General features: G+C 71.7%; 17 protein-coding genes, 2 tRNA genes and 7 pseudogenes. 12 read left to right on the top strand and 14 right to left on the bottom strand.

What is annotated here, in order from left to right:
• Window positions 1-7: 7 nt before the first annotated feature.
• A pseudogene (ettA, locus tag JN350_RS08335) lies at window positions 8-1,692 on the bottom strand (energy-dependent translational throttle protein EttA).
• Window positions 1,693-1,945: 253 nt separating this feature from the next.
• Between ettA and JN350_RS08330 the strand changes: the two are divergent.
• Window positions 1,946-2,542: a hypothetical protein gene (locus JN350_RS08330; protein ID WP_205464193.1), complete on the top strand. Its 597-nt coding sequence runs from the start codon at window positions 1,946-1,948 to the stop codon at window positions 2,540-2,542.
• 29 nt (window positions 2,543-2,571) lie between these two features.
• Here JN350_RS08330 and JN350_RS08325 read toward each other — a convergent pair whose 3' ends face one another.
• The 3 genes from JN350_RS08325 to msrA form a co-directional block, all read right to left on the bottom strand.
• Window positions 2,572-3,180, bottom strand: a complete 609-nt coding sequence (locus JN350_RS08325; protein ID WP_205464192.1) for a single-stranded DNA-binding protein — start codon at window positions 3,178-3,180, stop codon at window positions 2,572-2,574.
• A gap of 123 nt (window positions 3,181-3,303) precedes the next feature.
• Window positions 3,304-3,507, bottom strand: coding sequence for a methyltransferase (locus JN350_RS08320; RefSeq protein ID WP_205464191.1), 204 nt, complete (start codon window positions 3,505-3,507; stop codon window positions 3,304-3,306).
• A 37-nt stretch (window positions 3,508-3,544) separates the two neighbouring features.
• Window positions 3,545-4,072 carry a peptide-methionine (S)-S-oxide reductase MsrA gene (msrA, locus tag JN350_RS08315; protein WP_205464190.1) on the bottom strand — a complete coding sequence of 176 codons (528 nt, stop codon included), beginning with the start codon at window positions 4,070-4,072 and terminating at the stop codon, window positions 3,545-3,547.
• A 158-nt stretch (window positions 4,073-4,230) separates the two neighbouring features.
• On the opposite strand from msrA, the gene JN350_RS08310 reads away from it, so the two are divergent.
• Entirely contained in the window at window positions 4,231-4,497 is a 267-nt protein-coding gene (locus JN350_RS08310; protein ID WP_111086795.1) for a hypothetical protein, read from the top strand.
• Window positions 4,498-4,586: 89 nt separating this feature from the next.
• Window positions 4,587-5,879, top strand: coding sequence for a hypothetical protein (locus JN350_RS08305; protein ID WP_205464189.1), 1,293 nt, complete (start codon window positions 4,587-4,589; stop codon window positions 5,877-5,879).
• A 110-nt stretch (window positions 5,880-5,989) separates the two neighbouring features.
• Here the strand turns inward: JN350_RS08305 and JN350_RS08300 are convergent.
• Window positions 5,990-6,062, bottom strand: a tRNA-Arg gene (locus tag JN350_RS08300).
• A 112-nt stretch (window positions 6,063-6,174) separates the two neighbouring features.
• On the opposite strand from JN350_RS08300, the gene JN350_RS08295 reads away from it, so the two are divergent.
• The 3 genes and pseudogenes from JN350_RS08295 (at window position 6,175) to JN350_RS08285 (ending at window position 9,458) form a co-directional block, all read left to right on the top strand.
• Complete coding sequence (locus tag JN350_RS08295; protein ID WP_205464188.1) at window positions 6,175-6,906, top strand: acylneuraminate cytidylyltransferase family protein; 732 nt, start codon at window positions 6,175-6,177, stop codon at window positions 6,904-6,906.
• A gap of 31 nt (window positions 6,907-6,937) precedes the next feature.
• Window positions 6,938-7,809: pseudogene (locus JN350_RS08290) on the top strand (N-acetylneuraminate synthase family protein).
• Between the two features lie 41 nt (window positions 7,810-7,850).
• Window positions 7,851-9,458, top strand: coding sequence for a DUF6716 putative glycosyltransferase (locus JN350_RS08285; RefSeq protein WP_205464187.1), 1,608 nt, complete (start codon window positions 7,851-7,853; stop codon window positions 9,456-9,458).
• On the opposite strand, the gene JN350_RS19230 is transcribed toward JN350_RS08285, so the two are convergent.
• Window positions 9,402-9,566, bottom strand: coding sequence for a thioredoxin domain-containing protein (locus JN350_RS19230; RefSeq protein ID WP_240347642.1), 165 nt, complete (start codon window positions 9,564-9,566; stop codon window positions 9,402-9,404). The two genes, JN350_RS08285 and JN350_RS19230, sit on opposite strands and share 57 nt — an antisense overlap.
• Window positions 9,553-9,981: a hypothetical protein gene (locus JN350_RS08275; protein WP_205464533.1), complete on the bottom strand. Its 429-nt coding sequence runs from the start codon at window positions 9,979-9,981 to the stop codon at window positions 9,553-9,555. The genes JN350_RS19230 and JN350_RS08275 overlap by 14 nt, the downstream gene beginning before the upstream one ends.
• A gap of 71 nt (window positions 9,982-10,052) precedes the next feature.
• Here JN350_RS08275 and JN350_RS08270 point away from each other — a divergent pair, with 71 nt between their 5' ends.
• The 5 genes and pseudogenes from JN350_RS08270 to JN350_RS08250 all read left to right on the top strand — a co-directional run bounded on the left by JN350_RS08270 (window position 10,053) and on the right by JN350_RS08250 (window position 13,804).
• On the top strand, window positions 10,053-10,496 hold the full coding sequence (locus JN350_RS08270; protein WP_205464186.1) for a MarR family winged helix-turn-helix transcriptional regulator: 444 nt from the start codon (window positions 10,053-10,055) through the stop codon (window positions 10,494-10,496).
• Window positions 10,493-11,733: pseudogene (locus JN350_RS08265) on the top strand (MFS transporter). Before JN350_RS08270 ends, JN350_RS08265 begins: the two are co-directional and overlap by 4 nt.
• Before the next feature lie 812 nt (window positions 11,734-12,545).
• Window positions 12,546-13,184: an oligoribonuclease gene (orn, locus tag JN350_RS08260; protein WP_205464185.1), complete on the top strand. Its 639-nt coding sequence runs from the start codon at window positions 12,546-12,548 to the stop codon at window positions 13,182-13,184.
• 75 nt (window positions 13,185-13,259) lie between these two features.
• A tRNA-His gene (locus JN350_RS08255) sits at window positions 13,260-13,335 on the top strand.
• Between the two features lie 124 nt (window positions 13,336-13,459).
• Window positions 13,460-13,804, top strand: a complete 345-nt coding sequence (locus tag JN350_RS08250) for a metallopeptidase family protein (RefSeq protein WP_240347704.1) — start codon at window positions 13,460-13,462, stop codon at window positions 13,802-13,804.
• Between the two features lie 216 nt (window positions 13,805-14,020).
• Here the strand turns inward: JN350_RS08250 and JN350_RS08245 are convergent, their stop codons facing one another.
• Both JN350_RS08245 and JN350_RS08240 read right to left on the bottom strand, forming a co-directional pair.
• Entirely contained in the window at window positions 14,021-15,283 is a 1,263-nt protein-coding gene (locus JN350_RS08245) for an acyl-CoA dehydrogenase family protein (protein WP_240347641.1), read from the bottom strand.
• Window positions 15,280-16,700 (bottom strand): annotated as a pseudogene (locus JN350_RS08240) (LLM class flavin-dependent oxidoreductase). The gene JN350_RS08245 and the pseudogene JN350_RS08240 overlap by 4 nt, the downstream one beginning before the upstream one ends.
• 102 nt (window positions 16,701-16,802) lie before the next feature.
• Here JN350_RS08240 and JN350_RS08235 point away from each other — a divergent pair.
• On the top strand, window positions 16,803-18,185 hold the full coding sequence (locus JN350_RS08235) for an MFS transporter (protein ID WP_240347640.1): 1,383 nt from the start codon (window positions 16,803-16,805) through the stop codon (window positions 18,183-18,185).
• 105 nt (window positions 18,186-18,290) lie between these two features.
• On the opposite strand, the gene JN350_RS08230 is transcribed toward JN350_RS08235, so the two are convergent.
• The 5 genes and pseudogenes from JN350_RS08230 to JN350_RS20740 all read right to left on the bottom strand — a co-directional run.
• A complete protein-coding gene (locus tag JN350_RS08230) occupies window positions 18,291-18,977 on the bottom strand; it encodes a nucleoside/nucleotide kinase family protein (protein WP_275898023.1) in 687 nt (228 codons plus the stop codon).
• Complete coding sequence (locus JN350_RS08225) at window positions 18,970-19,785, bottom strand: energy-coupling factor transporter transmembrane component T family protein (protein WP_205464406.1); 816 nt, start codon at window positions 19,783-19,785, stop codon at window positions 18,970-18,972. Before JN350_RS08225 ends, JN350_RS08230 begins: the two co-directional genes overlap by 8 nt.
• A gap of 263 nt (window positions 19,786-20,048) precedes the next feature.
• A pseudogene (locus JN350_RS20750) lies at window positions 20,049-20,243 on the bottom strand (ABC transporter ATP-binding protein); the annotation flags it as partial.
• A gap of 107 nt (window positions 20,244-20,350) precedes the next feature.
• Window positions 20,351-20,446 (bottom strand): annotated as a pseudogene (locus JN350_RS20745) (ATP-binding cassette domain-containing protein); the annotation flags it as partial.
• Between the two features lie 497 nt (window positions 20,447-20,943).
• Window positions 20,944-21,372, bottom strand: a pseudogene (locus JN350_RS20740) (ABC transporter ATP-binding protein); the annotation flags it as partial.
• Window positions 21,373-21,377: the final 5 nt, after the last annotated feature.

The following is a 21,377-nucleotide window of genomic DNA, read 5'->3' as shown; positions in this document are numbered from 1 at the left end:
ACGCGGGTCAGTCGCGGGTGAGCTTGCGGTACGTCGCGCGCCCGGGCTTCGCGGCGTCGGCACCGAGGCGCTCGATCTTGTTCTCCTCGTACGCCTCGAAGTTGCCCTCGAACCAGTACCAGTTCGGCGTGCCGTCCTCGTTCAGGCCTTCCCACGCCAGGATGTGGGTCGCGATGCGGTCGAGGAACCACCGGTCGTGGGTGATGACCACGGCGCAACCGGGGTACTCGAGCAGGGCGTTCTCGAGGCTGCCGAGGGTCTCGACGTCCAGGTCGTTGGTCGGCTCGTCGAGGAGCAGCAGGTTGCCGCCCTGCTTGAGCGTCAACGCGAGGTTCAGACGGTTGCGCTCACCACCGGACAGGATGCCGGCACGCTTCTGCTGGTCCGGGCCCTTGAACCCGAACTGCGAGACGTACGCGCGGGACGGGATCTCGGTCTTGCCGACCTGGATGTAGTCGAGCCCGTCGGACACGACCTCCCACAGGTTCTTGTTCGGGTCGATGCCGCCACGGCTCTGGTCGACGTACGAGATGTCGACCGTGTCGCCGATCTTGAGCGTGCCGCCGTCGAGGGGCTCGAGCCCGACGATCGTCTTGAACAGCGTCGTCTTGCCGACACCGTTCGGGCCGATGACACCGACGATGCCGTTGCGGGGCAGCGTGAAGGACAAGTCACCGATGATGACGCGCTCACCGAACTGCTTGTGCAGCTTCTCGGCGTCGATGACCTGCGAGCCCAGACGCGGGCCCACGGGGATCACGATCTCCTCGAAGTCGAGCTTGCGGGTGCGCTCGGCCTCGGTGACCATCTCTTCGTACCGGGCGAGACGAGCCTTCGACTTCGCCTGACGACCCTTGGTGTTGCTGCGCACCCAGTCGAGCTCGGAGGACAGGCGCTTCGCGAGCTTCGCGTCCTTCTTGCCCTGCACCTCGAGGCGCGCACGCTTCTTCTCGAGGTACGTCGAGTAGTTGCCCTCGTACGGGTAGAGGCGACCACGGTCGACCTCGGCGATCCACTGGGCCACGTGGTCCAGGAAGTACCGGTCGTGGGTCACGGCGAGGACGGCACCGTGGTACTGCTGCAGGTGCTGCTCGAGCCACTGCACGCTCTCGGCGTCCAGGTGGTTGGTGGGCTCGTCGAGCAGGAGCAGGTCGGGCTTCTGGAGCAGGAGCTTGCAGAGCGCCACACGACGCTTCTCACCGCCGGACAGGTGCGTGACGAGCTCGTCCCCCGGGGGCACTGGAGCGCGGCCATGGCCTGTTCGAGCTGCGAGTCGAGGTCCCACGCGTCGGCGGCGTCGATCTCTTCCTGCAGCGTGCCCATCTCGGCGAGGAGCGCGTCGAAGTCGGCGTCCGGCTCGGCCATCAGGGCGGAGATCTCGTTGAAGCGGGCGAGCTTCGCGTGGATCTCGCCGACGCCTTCCTGGACGTTCTCGAGCACGGTCTTCGTCTCGTCGAGTTCCGGCTCCTGCATGAGGATGCCGACGGTGAAGCCCGGCGTCAGCTTCGCCTCACCGTTCGACGGCTGGTCGAGACCGGCCATGATCTTCAGGATCGTCGACTTGCCCGCACCGTTCGGTCCGACGACGCCGATCTTGGCGCCGGGGAGGAACGACATCGTGACGTCGTCGAGGATCAGCTTGTCGCCGACCGCCTTGCGGGCGCGGACCATCTGGTAGATGTACTCAGCCATATCGGTGCAAGTCTACTGACGGATCGCCGGAACCCGCACGGGGGTGTTGTCCTCGCCTCCTTCGACGTACCGTGGCCTCGCCTTCGACCAGAGGCATCGTCGTCCATGCGGAGATCAGGATCATGACCAGAACACGTTTGCACCGACTCGCACTCCCCTTCGTCGGGGCCATCGCCCTGGCAGCGGCCCTCGTCGTCCCGACGGGCACCACGTCGACGGCGTCCGCCGCGACCGTCGCCCCCACGGCACCCCGTTGGTCGAGTACACGGCCAACATCACCGAGGGTGGTTCGGGGACGGGCTACTCGTCCTACATCAACGTGCACGACGCCTACAACAACGCCTTCTCGGTCGGGATCCAGTCGGACAAGGGGTCGACGGTCAGCAAGGGCGCCCCGCGGTTCATCTGGGAGCGCGTGCAGAACGGCAAGTTCACCTACGGGTACCTCGGTCCGGCGACGCACAACGTGACCCCCGTCGGACTCCGCTTCTACCCGAACAACGTCGGCACGTTCTTCGCGAACGGCCACACCATCGCCGCGGTCGGCCTGAACCTCAAGGGCCGCCTGTTCTTCAACGTCGAGGGGAACGGCCGTCTCAACGGCGACGTCGTCCACTCCTCGATGCGTGACGTGAAGATCACCGTGCGCAACAAGCCCGGTGTGAGCGGACTCCAGGGCACCTGGAACCCGAACTTCTCGTTCCACGGACTGAAGGCCAAGCAGACCAACCCGGGCAAGGTCCAGGGCGCGACGTTCTGGGTCGACGGTCGGGTGTCCGGGCTGCCGAAGGGCGGCAACTGGGACACGACCGAGGTCGCCGGCATCGCCATGATCACCCAGCGCTGGTAGCGCCCGGGTCGGATTCCGTCGAGGGGACCTCACGCCGCCATCCGCGTGCCGGGGTCCCCGTCGTCGTCTGCGGGTCGGCGAGGATCCTGCCCGATCGCGTCGTCCGGAGAGGCAGGATCGGGCTCCGGGTGCCCGCCGTCGGCGTCGAGGTCGTGATGGTCGAGGTCGGGGTGGTCGCCGTCGATCTGCGTGTCCGCGTCCGGACCGGCAGCGCCGATCTCGCCCGTGCGCGGGTCGACCGTCTGGGCAGGTCCGGGAGGCGCGGTCGGCTCCCCGGTGTGACGCGGCACCCGGACCCAGTTGCTGATGCCCCACGCCAGGTCGTGCCCGATGCCGTCGGCGTCGATCTCGACCGACGTGCCGCCCCGGCCGTCGCGCTCCCAGGTGCGGATCCGGACGCGGCCGGACACGACGATGCGGTCACCCTTCTTCAGGGACTTGAACACGTTCGACGCGAGGGAGCGGAACGCGGTGACGGTGTACCAGTTGGTCGCACCGTTGACCCAGGCCGCGCTGGCCCGGTCCCATCGACGTGACGGTGAGGCGAGGCGCAGGCTCGTGATGGCGATGCCGGTCTCGGTGACGAGGTGACGGGGTTCCGTGGCGACGATTCCGCAAACGGTGATGATGTCGTTCATGCGTCGATCGTCATCGAGCCCGGGGCTGCGGAAGCAGCCCCGGGCTCGATCTGTGGCGTGTGGACCCGATCAGGCGACCTGTGGAGGACGAGTCCCCCGGGCCTCCTGTCCGACCCTGGACCGCTAGTGCGCTCGGAACTCGGGCCGCGCCGCGAGCGGGCCGAGCGCGGCGTGGACCGCACCCTTCGCCGACTCGAGCGACGGGTACAGCCCGCCGCTGCGCCCTCGTCCGTAGAGCTCGACCTGGAAGCCGTCCGCGGCACGGTGGATGCTGCCCACCGCACCTGCCGGACCGATCGCGACCCAGGTCCCGGTGTTGTTCGTCATCGTTCGACCACCTCCTCGTGGCCCCGACGCCCGAGGATCAGGACGTCAGGATGTACTGACTGTAGGCCTTGCGGACCTTGTTCACCTTGGGCAGCGCGACTGCGAGGCAGTAGCCCTGACCGGGGTTCTTCGCGAAGAAGTCCTGGTGGTACTCCTCCGCCGGGTAGAACGTCGAGAGCGGCTCGATCGTGGTGACGATCCCGCCGTCCCAGACGTCGGACGCGCGCTCGATCGCCCGCTCGAACAGCGCGCGTTGCGCGTCGTCCGCCGGGAACACCGCCGAGCGGTACTGCGTGCCGACGTCGGCGCCCTGCCGGTTGAGCTGCCGCGGGTCGTGCAGCGTGAAGAACACGTCGAGGATGACCTCGGCCGGGATCACCGTCTCGTCGAAGGTGACCGCGACCGCCTCGGCGTGACCGGTCGAGCCCGTGCACACCAACTCGTACGACGGGTTCTCCACCCGACCGCCGATGTAGCCGGACTCCACGTCCTGCACGCCCTGGAGCGTGCGGTACACGGCATCGAGACACCAGAAACATCCACCTGCGAGCACGAACGTGGTCATTGCCACAACCTACCTCCCCGACATCCGCGCGGGGCCGGACCGGGGACATCCCCTCCACAGCACGCACCGCCCGCAGCGCCGTCCACGATGCGTCAGCATGGCGACGGCGTGTCGGTGGTGGCCCGTAGCGTCGAGACCACACCGACCAGGAGGCCACGATGCAGACCACGACCGAACCCGCACTGCGGATCCGCACTGTCCCGCTCTCCCGGTCCCGCGGCGACTACCGCATCCTCGACGTCCGCGACGACCTGAGCCGCGTGACCCGCGCCAACGGCGAGATCGTCGGCTACGTCGACCGCATCGACGTCGCTGGTGACACCGCCTACCGCGCCCGTCGCTACGTCGCCACCGAGCGTCGGTTCGTCGAGCTGCCGAACGTGTGGTCGGCCGACGACGCCGTGGACTGCCTCCGCTGGTCATGATGTTCCAGATTGGAATCATCTCGGGTCGGATGCGCGGAACGCCGTTCGTCCTCCCCGGGGCCTGACCGTTTCGTGAGTATGGTGCGCGCATGGACTGGTGGAACGACCTGACCGACTGGACTTCGTCCGACGACGGGTGGCGGGTGATCTCGGGTGCCGTGATCCCCTTCGTCGCCATCGTCGTCGCCGGCGTGATCGCGGCGCTCATCGGACGGGGTGCGACCAAACGGGTCGTCGCCCTGCAGGAGCGCGAGTCGAAGAACGCCGCCGTCGCGGCGATCATCTCCGCGGCGCGCAAGGCCGCTGCCTGGGGCTCACTCGGGCACGACGAACGCAGCTACGCGGACCACCTGGCAGAGGATGCCGACATCCGGCTCCGGCTGCTCCCCGTGCCGGGTGCACCCCTCGCCGCCAACTGGGCGCAGCACGAGATCGCCGACATCAAGAAGAACTCGTCGACCTTCAGCTTCCAGGCCGACCAGTCGCTCGCGGAGTTCCGCGACCGCCTGCTCGAGTGGCAGGCCCGTCCGGGCCGCGCACGCAAGCTCTTCAAGGCCGACCTCGAGCGCTGGAAGTTCGAGTCCCCCGACCCTGATGCCGACCTGATCAAGCGCCAGCAGGACTGGAACGCCGACCAGAACGGCGCCGCCCGCCCGCAGACCCCGGCGGCGTCCGCCCAGGCCGCTCCCGTCGAGCGCCCGACGCCGACGACGACCTCCCTGCGTCCGGCACAGCGTCCGGGAGGCACGCCCGCCTCCGCGCCGTCGGCCCCGGCCGACGCCGGGTCGGCCCTCGCCGGTGGCGCCCCCGCTGCCGCAGCCGGGTCGGCGTCCACCGCCGCCGCAGGACCCGGGTTCTCGGTGAACCGCGGTGGGTCGGACGCCAACGCCACCCGCTCTTACGGCGAGAACACCACCCGCGTCTACGGTGACGACGCCGCACCGCCCGTGCGCCCGGTGCTCGGCACACCCACGTCCCCCGCACGCTCCACCCCGAGCCGCGGCACCGACGACACCGAGGTGGTGGACGACGACGCCGTCACCAAGGCCTTCGGTGACACCGACCGGGTGACCCCGGCACGCGGCACCGACCGTCCCGCGTCGTCCACCGTCGCGACGCCGGCGCCCACCTCGGCCGACGCCCACGTCAACCGGACGCCCGCCAACGACGTCTCGACGACTCCGGGCGCACCGACGAGGCCGGCGTCCGCTCCGGCTCAGAGGGTCGAGACCCCGGGCACGACGAACACGACGTCGATCCCGACCCGCATCACCCAGGCGCCGGCGGAGCCCACGGACGCGGACGAGACGTCCGAGGCGACGCACACGCAGCCGATCAGCGCCGCCGAACTCCGCCGCCGCGCCGCCGACGACGACGAGTAGCGGGCACGGACACCCAGCACGCGGCACGCAGCGCCCAGCACGCAGCGTCCGACTCCGCCACGAACGAGCAACGGGCCGCCATCCGATCGGATGGCGGCCCGTTCGCGTCGTGCCCCCGGCAGGAATCGAACCCGCGGCACGGTGGGTAGAAACCACCTGCTCTATCCACTGAGCTACGGAGGCGAGCGACGTCGATTCTAACCGGGACCCGCCGGTCGAGCGGTTCCGGAACGGTTCGGCCGTCGTCTGCCCGCAGTTCGCCTCCGGGACACCCGCGCTTCGTACCGTCCGGGAGATGCACTCCTCTGCCACCGTCCTCGCCGTCGTCCCCGCACGCGCCGGCTCGAAGGGCATCCCGGGCAAGAACCTCCGGACGGTCGGAGGCCGGTCGCTCGTCCGTCGGGCCGTGGAGTCGGCACGCAGCGCGGCACTGATCGACGCCGTGGTCGTCACGACCGACGGTGACGCCATCGCCGCGGAGGCCCGCGCCGCCGGTGCCGACGTGGTCCGACGGCCGGCCGACCTCGCGGGCGACCAGGCGTCGTCGGAGTCCGCGCTGCTCCACGTGCTCGACGAACTCGAGGCCGCCGGCGATGCGCTGCCCGAGGTCCTGGTGTTCCTGCAGGCGACCTCGCCGTTCATCGACCCGGACGACCTCGACACGGCGATCCGGCGCGTCTCGGAGGGGCACGCCGACGTCGTGTTCGCCGCGGCGCCGTCGCACGTGTTCCTGTGGCGCGTCGCCGACGACGGTTCCGCCGTCGCCGTGAACCACGACGCGGCCACCCGTCCGCGTCGCCAGGACCGCGCGGCCGAGTACCGCGAGACCGGCGCCTCGTACGTCATGCGGACCGACGGCTTCCGGCAGCACCGGCACCGGTTCCACGGCCGCGTCGAACTCATCGCCGTCGACCCCGTAGGCGCGATCGACATCGACGACGAGACCGACCTGATCGCGGCCGAAGCCACAGCCGACGCCACAGCTGAAGCCGTCGCCCCCAGATCACGGACCACGACCCATCCCTGACGCGGGCAGCCCCCGCACTGAACGGAGCACCATGACCGTCACCATCGGCACGTCCACGATCGGCGCGGGCCACCCCGCGTACCTCATCGGCGAGATCGGCCTCAACCACAACGGTGACGTCGACATCGCCAAGCATCTCATCGACGTCGCCGCCGACGCCGGACTGCAGGCCGTCAAGTTCCAGAAGCGCACCCCGGCCATCTCCACGCCCGAGCACATGAAGCACACGCCCCGCAGCACCCCGTGGGGCGAGATGACCTACCTGGAGTACCGCTACCGCGTCGAGTTCGACCGCGACCAGTACATCGAGATCGGCGACCACGCCACGCTCCGCGGCCTCGACTGGTTCGCCTCCCCTGGGACGAGCCGTCCGTGGACTTCCTCGAGGACCTCAACGTCGTCGCGTACAAGATCGCCTCGGCGTCGGTGACCGACCTCGGGATGCTCGCCGCCGTCGCCGCGACCGGCAAGCCCGTCATCCTGTCGACGGGCATGTCGACGCTCGAGCAGATCGACGCGGCAGTCGACGCCCTCGGGACCGACCGCCTCGTGCTCATGCACGCGACGTCGACGTACCCGCTCCCCGCCGAGGAGGCGAACCTGCGCATGATCGACACCCTCGCACACCGCTACTCGGGCGTGCCGGTCGGGTACTCCGGTCACGAGCCGGGGCTGCAGATCTCGATCGCCGCCGTCGCCCTCGGCGCGACCGCCGTCGAACGGCACATCACCCTCGACCGCACGATGTGGGGCTCGGACCACGCGGCCTCGCTCGAGCCGCACGGCCTGAAGACCCTGGCGCGGGACATCCGGATCATCGAAACCGCGCTCGGTGACGGGGTGAAGCGCATCTTCCCCGGCGAGCGGGTACCGCTCGCCAAGCTGCGCCGCGTCGGCGCGTGAGCGGAGACCACGTGAGCAGAGACCACGTGAGCGGAGACCGCGTGAGCGGCCCGGTCGACGAGACGGGTGCCCTGGACGTGCCGGCTGACGGGGGTGCGTCGACCGTCGGACGGGAGGCGCGCCTCCCGTCCGGCCCGTCACCCCGCGGCCGACGGGTGGTCGCCCTGGTCGACACCGACTCGTTCGCCAAGTGGGGTGCCCACCTGCTCGCGGCGGCACCGGCCGACTGGGACCTCGACCTGCGGACCGTCGCGACGCCGCGTTCGGCCAGCGCGAAGCAGCTGCGCTCGGCGTTTCGCGGGCTCGACGCGCGGCTCGCACACCTGCGGACGGCTCCGCCGACGCCGCAGGACGTCGATGCCGTCGTCGAGGAGCTGCGCGTCGATCCGCCCGACGCTGTCCTCGTGTCCCTGATCGGCCCGGTCGCCGAACTCGTCATCGACGAGGTGCACCGCCGGATCCCGGACCGGCCGGTGCTGGTGTCCGGCCTGCCGGGCATCTCGTTCCCGGCGAAGTGGAAGGGCATCTTCTTCCGCGCGCGTGCGGACCTGTTCGTGCTGCACAGCCACCGCGAGGTGCGGGCGTACGAGGAGATGGCGATCGAGGGCGGTGTCGAGCCGCACTTCGCGCTCGCCACGCTGCCCTTCGCCCGGAGCGCGAGCGCGGGCGCGGGCGCGGGCGCGGGCGCGATCGCCAGCGCGCGCGCGGGCGCGGGCGCGGGCGCGACCGCCAGCGTCAGCACGGGCGTCCCCGGAGCGACCGGTGCGCCCGTCCGCGACGCCGTCGTCTTCGCCGCCCAGCCGAGCGTCCCACTGGAGCGCGTCGACCGGGCCCTCGTCGTGCAGTGGCTCGTCGCCACCGCACAGCAGCACCCGGAGTGGCGCGTCGTGATCAAGACCCGCGCGGCCGCCGGCGAACACCAGACGCACCGCGAGGAACATCCCTACCCCGACCTCGTCCCGGCCGACGCACCGGCGAACCTCGTGGTCGAGAGCGGGCCGATGGCCGAACACCTCGACCGTGCGGTGGCCCTCGTGACGATCAGCTCGACGGCGGTGCTCGAAGCCGCCGCACGTGGTGTGCCCGCGCTGACCCTGACCGACTTCGGCATCGGCCGCCACCTCATCAACGAGGTGTTCGTGTCGAGCGGCCTCGAGGGCGATTCGGTCGACCTGGTGGACGGCCGGTTCGGGACGGTCCGACCGAGCTGGATGCAGGACAACTACTTCCACCCAGCTGCGGACGACGACTGGCAGCGTCGGCTCACGGAGCTCATGGTGCAACGGGACGCCGGGACGCTCGTCGACCGGGAACCCGCACGCCGCAGCCGAGGCGGTGTGCTGCGCCGGGCCTGGGAGCGGAAGAACGCACTCGGCGGCGCGGACCGCTCCGCGCTGGGCTGGCTCGCACTCGTGATCGGGGCACCGATCCGGACGACGAAGCGGCTGGCTCGGAAGGCCAGGGCGCTGGTCGACCCGCCGGAGCCGGTCGTGGTGGCGACGCCGACGTCGCAGCGCGCGGCAAGCGCGGGTGCCGGCAGCGCGGCGGGCGCCAGCAGCGCGGCGGGCGCCAGCAGCGCGGCCGGCGGCGGGTCAGAGGGCCTTGGCGATCGCCAGCAGGAGCTGGTCGCGGGTGGGGACCCCGGGTGAACGGAAGACCTCGGCGCCGTCCTCCCGCCGCACGATGATCGTGGGCGTGGAACGGATGCCGAGGTCCTCTGCGTCGTCGGGGTACGACGCCACGTCACGCTCGGTCACGGCGAGCCCGGGGACGAGCGCCGACGCCTCGGCCGACACCCGGCGGGCGGCGGCGCACGGCGCACAGAAGGCGGACGTCCAGAGGTCGAGCTGCATGTGACCGTGCAACGCGGCGGCGCGGGGTTCTACTCCCGGTCGAACTCGCCGCTGCGGTCGCCGCGGTCGGCCAGGTCGTCCACCGGGTCGGACTCCCCGGCTCGTAGGTGAACTCGACCGAAGTCTGGTCGAGGACCTGACGGGACTTGGTGGCGCGGTAGGTGAAGGCCGTCTGCAGGCCCTCGACGTCGGCGAACACCGTGACCTCGTCGTCCAGCGCGTCGCTCGTCGCGGTGCGGGTGTCGGTCGTGCCGTCGAAGGGTCCGCCGTGGAAGATCGCGGTGTACTCGTCGCCTTCGTGGATGGTGATGTCGCTCATGCATCCCTTCTACCAGGCGGCCCCTGATGCGGTCTGTTGCGCAACGCATAGCATCGCTATATAGTTCAGCTATGGAAACAACACGAGCGCAGACGGTCGAGACGCTCCTCGTCTCCGTCAACCGCCTGATCCGCGGCGCCGTGCAGTCGACGGGCAACACCACGTCGGCCGCGGTCTGGCGCACGCTCGGCATCCTCGAGTCCGACGAGCCGCTCCGGCTCGGTGAACTCGCGGCGGCCTCGCGCGTCGCGCAGCCCACGATGACCCGACTCGTGACCGGCATGCTCGCCGACGGTCTGGTCACACGGAGCGTCGACCCCGACGACTCCCGCGGCCAGCTCATCGAGATCACCGACGCAGGCCGCGCCCGACTCACCGCCTGGCGCGCCACGCTCACCGAAACGGTCGGCCCGTTGTTCGCCGACCTCACCGACGACGACTGGGATGTGCTGCACCACGCGTCCGTCCTGATCGCCCAGCGCACAGCACCCACCAGAACGGAGACCACCGCGTGAACGCCCACGCACCTGCCGGCCAGTCCGGCTCCATCCTCAAGCAGTCTTCAGCGGTCTGGGCGATCGCCTTCGCCTGCGTCGTGGCCTTCATGGGCATCGGCCTCGTCGACCCGATCCTCCCCGCGATCGCCGCATCGCTCAAGGCGACCCCGGCGCAGACCGAACTGCTCTTCACGAGCTACCTCGCCGTCACCGGTGTGGCGATGTTCTTCACGAGCTGGGTCTCGAGCCGCATCGGCGCGAAGCGCACCCTGCTCATCGGCCTGGCGCTCATCGTCGTGTTCTCGGTCCTCGCCGCGACGTCGAACAGCGTGTGGAGCATCATCGACTTCCGCGCGGGTTGGGGCCTCGGCAACGCGCTCTTCATCTCCACCGCCCTGGCGACCATCGTCGGTGCAGCGTCGGGTGGGACCGCCTCGGCGATCATCCTGTACGAGGCAGCACTCGGTCTCGGCATCGCCGTCGGCCCGCTCGTCGGCGGCCTGCTCGGGTCGGTGAGTTGGCGTGGCCCGTTCTTCGGTGTCACCACGCTGATGGCCGTCGCGTTCATCGCCATCGTGGCGCTGCTCAAGACCGGCAGCCTCGAGAAGCCCACGCCCACCAAGCTCTCGGCACCGTTCCGTGCCCTCGGCCGTCCCGCGCTCGCCGCACTGGCCGCGACCGCGCTCTTCTACAACATCGGCTTCTTCGTCCTGCTCGCCTACACGCCGTTCCCACTCGGATTCGGTGCACTCGGCATCGGCTTCACGTTCTTCGGTTGGGGGCTCGGTCTCGCGATCACCTCCGTCTGGGTCGCCCCGATGCTCACCGCCCGTCTCCGCAGGACGACCGTGTTGAAGATCGCGCTGCCCCTGCTGGCACTCGACCTCTTCGCCGCGGCCGTCGTCGTGGACTCGCAGGTCGGCCTCATCATCTGCGTCATCGTCGGTGGTCTGGTCCTCGGCGTCCTGAACACGGTCCTCACCGAGTGCGTGATGGAGGCCACGGACCTGCCCCGCTCGGTCGCCTCGAGCGCCTACTCGGCCGTCCGCTTCATCGGCGGCGCCATCGCCCCGCCCGTCGCGACCCTGCTCGCCGACGCGTACGCCCCTCAGCCGCGTACGTCTTCGCCGGCGCGTCCGTCGCCGTCGCGTTCGTCGTCATCCTCTGCACCACGAAGGTCCTGCGCCGCGTGGACGACGGTGCCGAGCCGGAGCGCGTCGAGGCCGAGGCCATCGGCGCCGGCGAGATGTCCTAGCCGCACAGCTCACCCTCCCCGCCGCTTCCGCTTCCGCGAGCGGGCGAAACACCCGGGTGCCTCCCGACGCGGCCCGGGTATTTCGCCCGCTCGCGCTCTGCGCACTGCTCGCACGCGCGTCCGCCAGCGGTCGTCCGCCCGGCTGGCTGGCTGGCTGGCCGCGAGCGGGCGGAATGTCTGGGTTCCCTGCAACGTGGCCCGGGTATTCCGCCCGCTCGCGCTCTGCGCACTGGGCGCGACCAGCCTGGAGGCGCGGCACCAGTCCGACGGACCGCCGCCGGGCCTCCAGGCGGTCACCACCACGGCCCCCTCACCATCCGCCCCGCCCCTCTTCCGCGAGCGGGCGAAACACCCGGGTGCCTCCCGACGCGGCCCGGGCATTTCGCCCGCTCGCGCTGGCGCGGAGTGGCCAGAGCGCAGCCCCTCCCCAAGGTCTCGCCGAGCGTCTCGCCGAGCGGGCGAAATGTCCGCGTCACCCCGCCGCGCAACCGCGGCATTTCGCCCGCTCGCGGTGCGCGCACTGGACGCGACCAGCCTGGAGGCCCGGCACCCGCCCCGCGGACCGGCACCGGGCCTCCGTGCCGTCACCACCACCGCCCCACGCGCCTTCGGCCCCGCCGCGCCCGCGAGCGGGCGAAACACCCGTGTGCCTCGCGACGCGACCCGGGCATTTCGCCCGCTCGCGGGTTCGGGGGGACGCGACCGCGCACCAGCGGGGGACGCGACCGCGCACCAGCGGGGGACGCGACCGCGCACCGGCCGCACGCCACCCGCGCACGGGGCGCACGCGGGCCGGGAATAGGATCGTGCACATGGCAACCGCGAATGACCGCCTCGTCTGGATCGACTGCGAGATGACCGGCCTCGACCTCGAGGTCGACGAACTCGTCGAGGTGGCCGTGGTCATCACCGACTTCGACCTCGAGCCCGTGCACCCCGGATTCGACATCGTGATCAAGCCGGACCAGTCCGCGCTCGACAACATGAACGAGTTCGTGACGAACATGCACGTCACGTCGGGGCTCATCGAAGAGATCCCGAACGGCGTCAGCCTGGCGGACGCCGAGTACCAGGTGCTCGAGTACATCCTCGAGCACGTCCCCGCCGAGGGCACCGCTCCCCTGGCCGGCAACACGATCGGCACCGACCGGGCGTTCCTGTCCAAGTACATGCCCCGCGTCGACGGTCACCTGCACTACCGCAGCGTCGACGTGTCGAGCATCAAGGAGCTCTGCCGCCGCTGGTTCCCGCGCGTGTACTTCAACTCGCCGGAGAAGCACGGCGGGCACCGCGCGCTCGCGGACATCCTCGAGTCGATCCGTGAGCTCGAGTATTACCGTCGCGCCGGCTTCGTCGCCGAGCCCGGGCCGACCACCGACGACGTCCGCGCCGTCCAGGCCGAGGTCGTCGAGAAGTGGGAACCGCGCCTGGCCCAGCCTGCGGCCGAGTGACGACACGGGTGGTCAGCACCGCCCGCAGCATGTACTACTATTGAGTGGTCGCGCCGGTCCGCCGGTGTGTGCATGGTGGATATAGCTCAGTTGGTAGAGCGCCTGGTTGTGGTCTAGGAGGTCGCGGGTTCGAGACCCGTTATTCACCCCAGTCGAGGGAGAGTCCTGTTGCGTGTGACGCAACCGGGGCTCTCCCTCAGTGTTTGTCCGGGCGCCTCCGGCGCCGTGCGGCTTCGCCGCGAGTGGTCAGCGCGGTGTGGGACGATCCCTGCGTGATGGAGATGTCCGCCGACGACTTCGAGCAGCTCGTGACCGACGAACTCGACCTGCTCCCCGACGAGATGGTCGACGGGCTCGACAACGTGGTGTTCGTCGTCGAGGACGAACCAGAGAACGGCGACGAGCTCTTCGGCGTGTACGACGGCATCGCGGCGACCGAGCGCGGGCAGTACGGCTTCGGTGAACTGCCCGACCGCATCGTGGTGTTCCGCAAGCAGCACTTGGCCGAGTGCGACACCGTCGAGGAGCTGAAGGACGAGGTGCACACCACCCTCGTCCACGAGATCGGGCACTTCTACGGCATCGACGACGAGCGGCTGCACGAGCTCGGCTGGGCGTAGGCGCCCACCCGGCGCACCCGGCACCCGGCGCCCGGCGCCCGGCGCCCCAGTTTCGGGCTCAGCGACACTCCTCGGGCGCACGAGCGCGAGAACTGTCGCTCATCGCGAAAGGTCGCGCCGCGCCCGCGCCGCGCCGCGCCCGCGCCGCGCCGCGCCGCGCCCGCGGCACGCGCGACTGACACACGAGCTCCGGCATCGGACGCTGCACAGTGCCCGTCAGAACCGCGTCGGTCCCACCTCGTGGTACTTCTCCCACGCCTCCACCGGCCCCCGCCCGTGCAGCGCGTACTCCCCACGAGCCGCTCCTTGTAGACGGCCGGGTTGTGCGACGCCACCACGCGGGCGTTCCGCCAGTGCCGGTCGAGCGCCCGGGTGCGGTCGGCCGCCGAGGCTCCCCGACCTCGAACAGTTCGGACGCCGACCGAAGCACGCGCGGCCCGATCTCGACCTGCGCCTGGTACACGGCGTTCTCGGCGGCATCGAGCAGTGCGTGGTCGACCCCGACGCCCGGCTCGTTCGTCGCCACCACCGCGTCGAGCAGCCCCGCGGCAGCGACGACGAGCGACCGCGCGGTGAACGCCCCGGCGGACAACCGCCCGAGGACCGCCAGGACCTGCGGGTCCTCCCCGGAGTGGCGGCGTTCGCGTGGATGTACGTCCGGGTCCGCGGCCGCACGAAGGCGACCGCATCGTCGGACACCGCCTGTCCGATGCCGGCCAGGACGGCCAGCAGGTACAGCTGGAAGAAGGCCTGGATGTGCGACAGCGGTGCGTCCTTGTACGCCGACACCACGGCGGGGTCGACCGGCACACCCTCGAAGACCGTGGTGCCGGACGCGGTCAGCCGCTGCCCGAACCCGTCCCAGTCGTCGACGCTCGTCACGCCCGGCGCGTCCACCGGCACGGCGAACGTCACGCGGTCCCCCGAGCGGTCCGCCGCCAGGTAGATCCAGTCGGCGTAGAGCGTGCCGGTCGAGTAGAACTTCCGCCCGTCGAGACGGAGGGACTCGCCAGCCGGCGTCACCGTCGTCGAGATGTCGGCCAGGGTCGCCCCGGTCCGCTCCGAGGTCGCGTTCCCCACGATCGCCCCGTCGACGATGCGTTGGAGCCACTCGTCCCGTCCGGCCGACGATGGCCGGAGCAGCACGAGTTCGGTGTACCCGAAGTGACCACGCCACAGGTGCGCGATGTTCGAGTCCGCGGCCGCCAGGTCCGCCACCAGGTGCACGAGTTCGACCAGGCTCACGCCGAACCCGCCGCGGTCCTCCGGCACGCGCAGCCGCCCGAACCCGGCGTCGGCGAGTGCACGGACCTCGGCGTGCGGCAACGGCCGGTCGCCGGGGGTGCCCGAGGCGAGCTCACGCTCGACCGCGCCCTCGCGGATGGTCGCGAACACGGGTGCGAAGCGTTCGCGCAGGGTCGCCAGACGATCGGCCGGGAGGCCCGTCACCCGTCCGTCGGTCGTCGTCGCGTGCGTCATGCGGTCACCTCCACGGCACGTGCCGCGTCCGCCACACCGCTCGCGCCGCCGGAGAACGCGCCGCGCCACTGCCGGGCGGGGTGCGAGTCCGGCAGCTGCGCGTGCCCGAAGAGCTCTCGCGCAGGGTTCCCTCGCGGTACTCGGACTGCATCAACCCACGCTCCTGCAGGGTGGGCGCGATGTGGTCGACGAACTCCTCGTACGAGCCAGGCAGCGTCCAGTTGATGACGTTCACCCCGTCGACGCCGACGCGCTGCCAGTCGGCGAGTTCGTCGGCGATCTGCTCCGGGGTGCCGACGACCCGCGCACGGAGCTTGGCGGACAGGCGGGCGAGGTCGGCGATCGTCGGTTCGCGGTCGCCGGCAGCCTCGCGGAGCCACTGCAGGTGCGACTGCCCGGCGTGGGTGCGGACCTCGGACAGCGGGGTGTCCGGGTCGAGGGCCTCGCCGGTGGCCGGGTCGAAGCCGAGGTTCGAGTGCACCAGGAAGCCGTCGGCCGCCAGGTACTCGTCGATCTCCGCTTCCTTGGCCTTCGCCTCGGCCTCGGTGGACCCGGTGACGAAGGTCAGCCCGAGGAAGAACGCGATGTCCTCCCGTCGACGCCCGGCTGCCCGGGCGAGGTCGCGGGTCTCGCGGATGAGCTGCTCGGTGGCGTCGCGGTTCGAGGTCAGGATGAACTGGGCCTCGGCGTTCCGTGCGGCGAAGGCCCGACCGGCGGGCGAGGAACCGGCCTGGAACAGCACCGGCGTCCGCTGCGGGCTCGGCGCACTCAGGTGCGGCCCCTGCACGTCGTAGCGCTTCCCGTGGTGGTCGATGCGGTGCACCCTGTCGGGGTCGGCGTAGCCACGCACCGGGTCCTTCAGCACGGCGCCGTCCTCCCACGAGCCCTCCCAGAGCTTCGCGCAGACCTCGAGGTACTCCTCGGCCCAGACGTACCGCTCGTCGTGTTCCTCGAGCCGGTCGGCGCCGAAGTTCCGGGCGGCGCTGTCGAGGGCGCTCGTGACGACGTTCCAGCCGATCCGGCCCCGGGTGATGTGGTCGAGGGTGGAGACCTTGCGGGCGAAGTCGAACGGGTGCGACTGGATGACGCTCGACGTGAACGCCAGGCCGAGGTGCTCGGTCGACACGGCGAGCGCGGAGAGCAACACCGATGGGTCGTTCGAGGGGATCTGCAGCCCCTCGCGCAGGTTCGTCGAGTAGTCGCCGCGCCCCGGCCCGTAGGTCCCGACGACGTCGGCGAAGAACATCGCGTCGAACCGGCCGCGCTCGAGGGTCTTCGCCAGGTCGGTCCAGAGCGTGACGTCGTCGAAGTCCGCCTGACGGGCGTCGGGGTGCCGCCAGAGGCCGTGCTGGATGTGCGACGTCGTGTTCATGACGAAGGCCGCGAAGCGCAGCGGTCGGTTCGGTGCATCGCTCATGCATCCCATCGTGGTCGGCGGGCACCGCCCGACGACAGCGACGTGACCCTCCGTTACGCGCGGTGTTCCCCCCGGCCCTGGAGGCGACCATGCTCCTGAGGCATGCCGACCCCGAGCACCGTCACCGCGCCTCCCGGCCGTCCCGCCGCACCGTCGACCACCGCGACCCGCCGTCGCGTCGCCCTCGCCTCGTTCGTCGGCACGACCGTCGAGTACTACGACTTCTACCTGTACGCGACGGCGTCCGCCCTGGTGTTCGCGCCCACCTTCTTCCCGTCGGTGACGCCCGCGGTCGGGGTGATCGCGTCGTTCGCCACCTACGGGGTCGGCTTCGTCGCCCGGCCGCTCGGCGGGGTGATCGCCGGACACCTGGGCGACCGCATCGGACGCAAGAAGCTGCTCGTCGCGTCCCTGGTGCTGATGGGCATCGCGTCGACCCTGATCGGGGTCGTACCGTCGGCGGCGACCATCGGGGTCGGTGCCGTCGTCGCGCTGGTGTTCCTGCGGCTGCTGCAGGGCGTCGCGGCCGGCGCGGAGTGGGGCGGGTCCGCGCTGCTGTCCGTCGAGCACGCACCCGAACGGCACCGCGGGCTGTTCGGGGCGTTCACGCAGATGGGGTCGGCGGGTGGGATGCTGCTCGCGACCGGCGTGTTCACCCTGGTGCGGTCCCTGCTCGGCAACGAGGTGTTCCTGGCCTGGGGCTGGCGGCTGCCGTTCCTGTTCTCCGCGGTGATCGTGGCGGTCGGCCTGGTCATCCGGCTCGGCGTGCAGGACGCTCCGGTGTTCCAGGAGCTGCGGGCCTCCGGCGGGGTCGAACGGTTCCCGGTCTGGCAGGCGATCCGGCACCACCCGCGCGCGATCCTGGTGACCGCCGGACTGCGCCTGGTGCAGCCCGCGCTGTACTCGATCCTGACGACGTACTCGCTGACCTACCTCGCGGCCGTACGGGGACCGTCGGGCTCGGACGCCGGGTTGCAGGCCGTGCTCGTCATCTCGGCGGTGTCGCTCGTGTCGACGCCGTTCTGGGGCTGGCTGTCGGACCGGGTGGGGCGCCGAGTGCTCACGATCTGGTCGGCCGTGGGGATCGCCGTGCTCATCTGGCCGTTCTTCGCGTTCCTCGACGCCGGGCCGCTCGTGCTGCTGCCGCTCGTGGCCCTGATCGGGATGTGTGTGTTCCACGACAGCATCTACGGGCCGCAGGCAGCCTGGTTCGCGGAGCAGTTCCCGACCGGGCGGCGGTACTCGGGGATGTCGCTCGGGTACCAGATCGGGTCGATCTTCTCGGTGGGGCTGACGCCGCTGCTCGCCGCGGTGTTCGTGGAGCTCGGTGGGGGCTCGCCGTGGATCCTGTGCGGGTACCTCGGGGTGTACGCGGTGCTGACCGTCGTGGCGGCGGTGTTCGCGGTGGATCCGGTCGCGCGGGCGCGCGGCGCTGCGCGGGGCGCTGCGCGGGCGGGCGCTGCGCGGGGCCGAGTCTCGCGGTGAGCGACAGTTCTCTCGCTCGTGAGCCCGTGAACTGTCGCTCAGCCCGAGACTCGGCGCGGCCAGCCCGAGACTCGGCGCGGCCTGATGGTCGCGGCGACCGACCCGCTACGTCCGCAGCACCACGTCGGCCAGGGACGCCGGGTCCTCGGCGGCGATGAAGTCCTGCTCCTGCGCCGCCCACCGGTCCCACTCGCGCGCGAAGGTGTCGCCGTCACGGCCGATCGCCCGGTCCCAGCGGACCGCATCGTCTGCCTCGAGCCACACCGCCAGCGAAGCCAGCGGCACCGATGCCCGGGACACCGCCCCGCAGCCCTCGATCACGATCGGCAGGTCGGGGTCGACCGCGGTCCACTCAGCCGGGCCGTCGGCCACCCAGTCCCACCGGCGGTACCCGCTGGGAGGCCCGAGCACGTCGCGCACCACGGCGTCGGCCGCCGCACGGAGTCCGTCCCACCCCGGGTAGACGTCGTCGAGGTGCACGACCTGCGCCCCCAGCGCCTGCGCGAGCTGGTCGCCGAGGGTCGTCTTGCCGGTGCCGGAACGGCCGTCGACGAGGACCACGAGGCGCCCGCCCGATGCCGCCGCAGCACCGGCTGCGGCCGCGGCGACGCCTGCGGCGAGGCCCTCGCCGTCCGCCGGGTCCGCCAGGTCCGCCGGGCCAGCCGGGTCCGCCGGGTGCACCGGGTGCACCGGGTCCGCCGGGTGCACCGGGTCCGCCGGGTGCACCGGGTCCGCCGGGTCCGCCGGGTCCGCCGGGTTCACCGGGTCCGCCGGGTCCGCCGACTCACGCACGCCAGGTCCCCGCTGCCACGGCGACCGCGATCGACGCGACACCGATCCCGACGAGCACAGCGACCATCGCCCACTCCGGCCACGCGAACCGTGCGGCCCGCGCCCACGTGCGTCGCCCGGGAGCCCCGAACCCGCGCGACTCCATCGCCACCGCCAACGTCGTCGCCCGTCGCAACGCCAGGACCAGCAGCGCGAACGCCATCGACGCCCCGCGCCGCAGCCGCCCGGTGTCGGCAAGACCCCGCGCACGCCGCGCCATCGCGAGCTGCCGCCAGTCGTCCACCAGCAACGTCATCATCCGGATGGCCGCGAGGGCCCCGAGCACGAACCGGGCCGGCAGCCGCAGCACCTGCGCGAGCCCGTCGGCCAGGTCGGTGGGGTCGACGCGGATGAACAGCGCGACCGCGGGCAGCCCCACCGCGAGCACGCGGAGCGCCGTCGCCAGGGCGAGCGTCAGCGACCCGTCGGTGACGTGGGCGAAGCCGAAGTCGAACCACTCTCGTCCGGAGGGTCGTCCGTACAGCGCGATGCTCACCGCCGTGAGCGGCACGGCCACCAGGACCGGTGACACCCGCAGCAGCAGTGTCCGCACCGGCAGCCGCAGGAGTGGCAGGAGCGCGAGCTCGACCGCGAGGGCGACGGCTGCGGACACGACGTCCAGGCTCAGCACGAGGCACACGCCGAGCGCGAGGACGCCGAGGAGCGAGGCCACCGGTTGGACGGCTCGGACGCCGCGGTGGTGATCGGTCGGGTCGGTGGCGGTCGTCGCGTCGGTTCGGCCTGGAGGCGCGGCTCGGCCCGTCGACATCGGCCTCGGCTTCGGGGCGGTCGCCGTCGCACCCCCTGGTCGCGGTCCACGCGCCGGGCGCCGTCCGCCCCGAGTACGACCTCGTCGGCGTCGAGCGCCCGGATCAGGTCGCGGTCGTGCGTGACGGCGACGACGGTGGTGCCGGCGTCGGCGAGTGCCCCGAGGTGCCGGACGACAGCGTCCCACGTGGACCGGTCCTGCCCGGAGGTCGGTTCGTCGAGCACGACGACCGGTGGCCGCGCGGCGACGACCGCGGCGATGGCGAGCCGTCGCTGCTCGCCGCCGGACAGCGTGAACGGGTTGGCCTCGGCGAGGTGGGCGAGGCCGAACTCGCCGAGGAGCGCGTCCGCCCGGCCGGCGACGTCCGGAGCGCCGGTCGCGCGGGGGCCGGCCTCGACCTCCTCGCGGACCGAGCCGGCGACGAACTGGTGCTCGGGGTCCTGGAAGACGGTGCCGATGCGGGCGGCGAGTTCGCGACTCGACCACGTGTGCGGCGCCGGGTCGAGGCCGACGGCGAGGTCCGTCGTGGCGGCGAGCTCCCCGCGGCCGGAGGCAGGAGCCCCGCGAGCGTGAGGCCGAGCGTCGACTTGCCGATCCCGTTCGGCCCCGTGATCGCCAGGACCTGTCCGGCTCGGAGCCCGAGGTCGATGCCGCTGCCCACCCGCTGCCGCTTGGCCCGGCCGGTCCCGAGGTCCCGCGCCTCGAGCAGCACGCCCGCCCCCGCGCGGGCCCCTCGCCGATGCCCGAGCCCGCCGATTCGCCGAGCGGGCGGAATGCCGCGGTCACCTCGGCGGCCGACCCGGGTATTCCGCCCGTTCGCGCAGCCGGACGGAGCCGTCCGCGGGCGGCGCCCCGCTCGGGTTCGGCGCCGGGCACCCACACCCCCGCCGCAGTGAGCGCGGCGCCGTGGCGTGCGAGCACCTCGGCAGGCGCGCCGTCCGCGACGACCCCGCCGCCGGGCTCGAGCAGCACGAGCCGATCGACCAGGTCGAGCCAGGTGCCGATCCGGTGCTCCACCACGAGCAGGGTCGCCCCCGTCTCGTCGAGCAGCGCAGCGACGGCGTCGTGCACCTGGGCCACGCCGGCCGGGTCGAGGTTCGCGCACGGTTCGTCGAGCACGAGGGCTCCCGGACGCATCGCGAGCACCCCGGCGAGCGCCAGTCGTTGCCGCTGGCCGCCGGAGAGCATCGCGGTCGAACGGCCGAGGGGCAACTCGAGTCCGACGACCGTGAGCGCCGACCGCACCCGTGCCCAGGTCTCGTTGCGCGGGACGCCGAGGTTCTCGCACCCGAAGGCCACGTCGTCGCCGATCCGCGACATCACGGTGTGCGCCTCAGGGTCCTGCATGACGAGGCCGACACGCCCGCGGACCGCGCGGGGGTCGGAACCGTCGACCAGGACCGAGCCCTGCACGGAAGCTGCGGTGTCGTCGGTGGGGTCGGGTTCGTCGGGCAGCACGGCGGCCACCGCCCGCAGCAGTGTCGACTTGCCGGAGCCGGACGGCCCGACGATCGCGACCCGCTCCCCGGCTCGACGGTCAGGTCGACGCCCCGGACAGCCCACTCGGCACGCTCTGGGTAGCGCCATCCCCA

The organism is Curtobacterium sp. 24E2, assembly GCF_016925595.1.
GTDB lineage: Bacteria > Actinomycetota > Actinomycetes > Actinomycetales > Microbacteriaceae > Curtobacterium.
The sequence above is the reverse complement of the archived record's forward strand: the minus strand, read 5'-3'. Positions and strand labels throughout refer to the sequence as shown.